The organism is Pseudomonas sp. (assembly GCF_050739995.1).
In the GTDB taxonomy this organism is placed as follows: Bacteria; Pseudomonadota; Gammaproteobacteria; order Pseudomonadales; family Pseudomonadaceae; genus Aquipseudomonas.
On record NZ_JBOICG010000121.1, the window covers coordinates 1 to 5,042 of the forward strand.

General features: G+C 58.5%; 4 protein-coding genes and 1 tRNA gene. All 5 read right to left on the bottom strand.

What is annotated here, in order from left to right; genetic code table 11:
• Positions 1-15: 15 nt before the first annotated feature.
• A tRNA-Ser gene (locus tag ACRESD_RS04200) sits at positions 16-106 on the bottom strand.
• Positions 107-168: 62 nt separating this feature from the next.
• Positions 169-357, bottom strand: coding sequence for a carbon storage regulator CsrA (gene csrA / locus ACRESD_RS04205; protein WP_003175645.1), 189 nt, complete (start codon positions 355-357; stop codon positions 169-171).
• 172 nt (positions 358-529) lie between these two features.
• Positions 530-1,771: an aspartate kinase gene (locus ACRESD_RS04210; RefSeq protein ID WP_016973712.1), complete on the bottom strand. Its 1,242-nt coding sequence runs from the start codon at positions 1,769-1,771 to the stop codon at positions 530-532.
• Positions 1,772-1,868: 97 nt separating this feature from the next.
• Positions 1,869-4,487 carry an alanine--tRNA ligase gene (alaS, locus tag ACRESD_RS04215; protein WP_431749770.1) on the bottom strand — a complete coding sequence of 873 codons (2,619 nt, stop codon included), beginning with the start codon at positions 4,485-4,487 and terminating at the stop codon, positions 1,869-1,871.
• A 146-nt stretch (positions 4,488-4,633) separates the two neighbouring features.
• Positions 4,634-5,042, bottom strand: a 409-nt coding sequence (locus tag ACRESD_RS04220) for a beta-eliminating lyase-related protein (protein ID WP_431749771.1), incomplete at its 5' end; no start/stop codon positions are given.

Genomic DNA, 5,042 nt, shown 5'->3' on the forward strand with positions numbered 1-5,042 from the left:
GTACTAAGCAAATAATGGCGGAGAACGGGGGATTCGAACCCCCGACACCCTTTTGAGGTGTACTCCCTTAGCAGGGGAGCGCCTTCGGCCACTCGGCCAGCTCTCCGCAACACGGGGCGTATATTAACCACGTTCATCCCCGTTTGCAAACATAAAAAACGATAAAAATTAAAGGCTTGGTTCTTCGTCCTTCTCTTTCTTGATCCGCAGGTAAATTTCCTCGCGGTGGACGGCCACCTCTTTCGGAGCATTAACCCCAATACGCACTTGATTGCCTTTGACGCCGAGCACGGTCACGGTGATTTCGCCATCACCGATAATCAGGCTTTCTGCGCAACGACGAGTCAGAATCAACATACCTTTCACCTCACGCATTTCAGTTCAGGAACAACAGTCTGCAAAAAAAGGCCTTCAAATTACGACCCGAAGGCCATAGTCGTACCGCCTAAGTATTGTCGAGCCCACGCAAAAGAACATGGGCTCCACAAAAAATGAAAGGCGCGGTAAACCGCGCCTTCCGGGCATTACATCACTCGCCCTGTCGGGCCGGAGCGTCCAGCTCAAAAGCGGTATGCAGCGCGCGTACAGCCAGTTCCAGGTACTTCTCTTCGATCACCACCGAGACCTTGATTTCCGAAGTGGAGATCATCTGGATATTGATGCTCTCCTTGGCCAGTGCCTCGAACATGCGGCTGGCAACGCCGGCATGGGAACGCATGCCCACCCCCACGATCGACACCTTGGCAATCTTGGTATCGCCGACCACTTCACGGGCGCCAATCTCGCTCGCGGTGTTCTGCAGGATACGCTCCGCCGCATCGTACTCGTTACGGTGCACAGTGAAGGTGAAATCCGTGGTGTTATCATGCGAAACGTTCTGCACGATCATGTCGACTTCAATGTTGGCGCTACTGATCGGGCCGAGGATCTTGAAGGCCACGCCCGGGGTATCCGGCACGCCACGGATCGTCAGCTTGGCTTCATCGCGGTTGAAAGCGATGCCGGAAATGATCGGCTGTTCCATGGATTCCTCTTCATCAATAGTAATGAGGGTGCCCGGACCCTCTTTGAAGCTGTGCAATACGCGCAGCGGAACGTTGTACTTACCGGCGAACTCTACCGCGCGGATCTGCAACACCTTGGAACCGAGGCTGGCCATTTCCAGCATTTCTTCGAAGGTGATCTTCTCCAGGCGCTGAGCCACCGACACCACACGCGGGTCAGTGGTATAGACGCCATCCACATCCGTATAGATCTGGCATTCATCAGCCTTGAGGGCCGCAGCCAGCGCCACACCGGTAGTGTCCGAACCACCACGACCCAAAGTGGTGATGTTGCCCTGCTCATCCACCCCCTGGAAGCCCGCTACAACTACCACGCGCCCGGCTTTCAGATCAGTGCGGATTTTCTGATCATCGATTTGCAGGATGCGCGCCTTGGTGTGTGCACTGTCGGTCAGGATGCGCACCTGGCTGCCAGTGTAGGACACCGCTGGCACGCCACGCTTGTTCAGCGCCATGGCCAGCAACGCAATGGTCACCTGCTCGCCGGTCGACACGATCACATCCAGCTCACGCGGCAACGGCTGTTGATCACCGCTGATAGCCTTGGCCAGATCGATCAGGCGATTGGTTTCGCCGCTCATGGCCGACAGCACCACCACCAGGTCATCACCGGCATCGCGGAACTTCTTAACCTTGTCGGCGACCTGCTCGATTCTTTCGACAGAGCCGACCGAGGTGCCTCCAAATTTCTGTACGATCAAAGCCATTTCTAAGCCGCCTCAGCCCGTAAAGGGGCGCCCAATAAACAAATTTTCCAGCGCTTAAGCGAGCCCATGACTAGACCATGGGCTCATTCACGGCACCTTAAATACCAGCCTCGACAAACGGCACGGTCAGGGCCAGGGCCGCGTCCAGGCTGCCGGCGTCTACACCGCCGCCTTGCGCCATGTCCGGACGACCGCCACCCTTCCCGCCCACTGCCGCAGCGGCTTGCTTCATCAAATCACCAGCCTTGAGTTGGCCAGTCAGGTCTTTGGTTACACCGGCAACCAGAACGACCTTATCCTCATGGACACCGCCGAGCAGGATCACTGCGCGGCCGAGCTTGTTCTTCAACTGATCGACCAAGGCCAACAGCGCCTTGCCATCCTGACCGTCCAGACGCACAGCCAGCACGTTCACACCCTTGACGTCCAACGCTTGAGCGGACAAATCGTCACCCGCCGCGCTGGCTGCCTTGGCCTGCAACTGCTCCAGCTGTTTCTCCAGCGCACGGTTGCGCTCCAGGACGGCGGACAGTTTGTCGATCAGGTTGTCGCGGCTACCCTTGACCAGGCCGGCCGCTTCCTTGAGTTGTTCTTCTGCCGCATTGAGGTAGGCCAGGGCCGCAGCGCCAGTTACCGCCTCGATACGACGCACACCGGACGCCACACCGCCTTCGCTGATGATTTTCAGCAGGCCGATGTCACCGGTACGGTTTGCGTGAATACCGCCACACAGCTCCACCGAGAAGCTGCCGCCCATGCTCAGCACGCGCACTTCATCACCGTACTTCTCGCCAAACAGCGCCATGGCGCCTTTCTTCTTGGCGGTCTCGATATCGGTTTCTTCGGTCTCAACCGGGGTATTCTTACGAATCTCGGTGTTGACGATATCTTCCAGGGCTTTGATCTGCTCAGGCTTGATCGCTTCAAAGTGGCTGAAGTCGAAACGCAGGCGCTGGCTATCGACCAACGACCCCTTCTGCTGAACGTGTTCGCCCAGCACCTGGCGCAACGCAGCGTGCAGCAAGTGAGTGGCCGAGTGGTTCAACGCTGTAGCGTGGCGCACGTCGGCATCGACCTGGGTGTCGACCGGTGCACCGACCGTCAAGTTGCCCAGCACCAGCACACCGTGGTGCAGGAAAGCACCGCCGGTCTTGGTGGTGTCGCGCACTTCAAAACGACCGGATGTCGAGCTCAGGAAGCCACAGTCGCCGACCTGCCCACCAGACTCGGCGTAGAACGGCGTCTGGTCGAGGACCACCACCGCTTCCTCGCCTTCGTTCAACACGTCGACCGACTTGCCGTCTTTATAGATGGCAACGATCTTGGCCGAGCCAACGGTCGCCTTGTAGCCGGTGAACTCAGTAGGCACGTCCACCTTGACCAGGGTGTTGTAGTCCAGGCCAAAGGAGCTGGCCGAACGTGCACGCACACGCTGGGCTTCCATCTCACGCTCAAAACCCGCCTCATCGATAGTCAGCTCACGCTCACGGGCAATGTCGGCGGTCAGGTCCATCGGGAAGCCATAGGTGTCGTACAGCTTGAACACGATATCGCCCGGCACCACAGTGCCTTTGAGTTCAGCCAGGTCCTGCTCCAGGATCTTCAGGCCGTGTTCCAGGGTCTTGGAGAACTGCTCTTCCTCGGCCTTGAGCACGCGCTCGATGTTTGCTTGCTGCTGCTTCAGCTCTGGGAACGCGTCGCCCATTTCTGCGACCAACGCTGCCACGATTTTGTAGAAGAAGCTGCCGGTGGCGCCGAGTTTGTTACCGTGGCGGCAGGCACGACGGATGATACGACGCAGCACATAGCCACGGCCTTCGTTCGACGGCAGCACGCCATCGGCGATCAGGAAGCCGCAGGAACGGATGTGGTCCGAAACGACCTTGAGCGAAGACTGATTGTCGTTGGCGCAACCAATGGCCGCAGCCGACGCGCTCAGCAGGTTGGTGAACAGGTCGATTTCGTAGTTGGAGTGAACGTGCTGCATCACCGCACTTATCCGCTCCAGGCCCATGCCGGTATCCACCGATGGCGCCGGCAACGGATGCAACACGCCATCGGCGGTGCGGTTGAACTGCATGAACACGTTGTTCCAGATTTCGATGTAACGGTCGCCGTCTTCTTCCGGCGAGCCCGGTGGGCCGCCCCAGATGTCCGCGCCGTGATCGTAGAAAATCTCGGTGCATGGGCCGCACGGGCCGGTATCGCCCATGGTCCAGAAGTTATCGGACGCGTAAGGCGCGCCCTTGTTGTCGCCGATGCGGATCATGCGTTCGACGGGCACGCCGATTTCTTGGGTCCAGATGTCATAGGCTTCGTCGTCTGTCGCGTAGACGGTAACCCAGAGCTTTTCCTTGGGCAGCTTCAACACGCCGGTAAGGAAGGTCCAGGCGAAGGTGATCGCATCTTTCTTGAAATAGTCGCCGAAGCTGAAGTTACCCAGCATTTCGAAGAAGGTGTGGTGGCGTGCGGTGTAACCCACGTTTTCCAGGTCACTGTTCTTGCCGCCGGCACGTACGCATTTCTGACTGCTGGTGGCGCGGGTATAGGCGCGCTTTTCCTGGCCCAGGAAGCAGTCCTTGAACTGGTTCATCCCCGCGTTGGTGAACAGCAGGGTTGGGTCATTGCCTGGGATCAAGGAGCTGGAGGCTACACGGGTGTGACCTTGCTCTTCGAAGAAGCGAAGGAAGGCTTCACGGATTTCTGCGCTTTTCATTAGGTTCTTCCACGGAGTCTGCGGCCAAAGGCCAGTGCGCAACATCATCAGACGGAGCGACGGCAAAGGGCCGCATTATATCGGCCCTTTGCCGGTGGTACAGCGTGTTTATGCGATAGAAACAGTCAATTAGACGGTCTGCACTGTCATTTTCGGGAAAACTCGACGAATGTCTGTGCGACTTGCTCGATCTGCGTCCGACTGACATCCAGATGAGTGACCATGCGCAGGCGGGACGCGGCGCTCAACTTGATCCCACGTTCGGCGGCAAAGGCCTTCAAGGCCTGAGCCTGCTCACCGATCTGCACGTAGACCATATTGGTCTGCACCGGCTCCACCTCATAACCAGCCTTGCGCAACTCATCGCCTAGCCATTGCGCATTGGCATGATCGTCGGCCAGACGTTGCACCTGATGATCCAGGGCATACAGCCCCGCCGCCGCCAGCGAACCCGCCTGGCGCATACCACCACCGACCATCTTGCGCAGGCGCCGTGCCTTGGCGATCAACGCCGTGGAGCCGCAAAGCACCGAACCAATCGGCGCGCCCAGGCCC

Coding starts and splice junctions, on each gene's coding strand:
- csrA (WP_003175645.1), bottom strand. CDS start 357: ATGTTGATTCTGACTCGTCGTTGCGCAGAAAGCCTGATTATCGGTGAT.
- ACRESD_RS04210 (WP_016973712.1), bottom strand. CDS start 1,771: ATGGCTTTGATCGTACAGAAATTTGGAGGCACCTCGGTCGGCTCTGTC.
- alaS (WP_431749770.1), bottom strand. CDS start 4,487: ATGAAAAGCGCAGAAATCCGTGAAGCCTTCCTTCGCTTCTTCGAAGAG.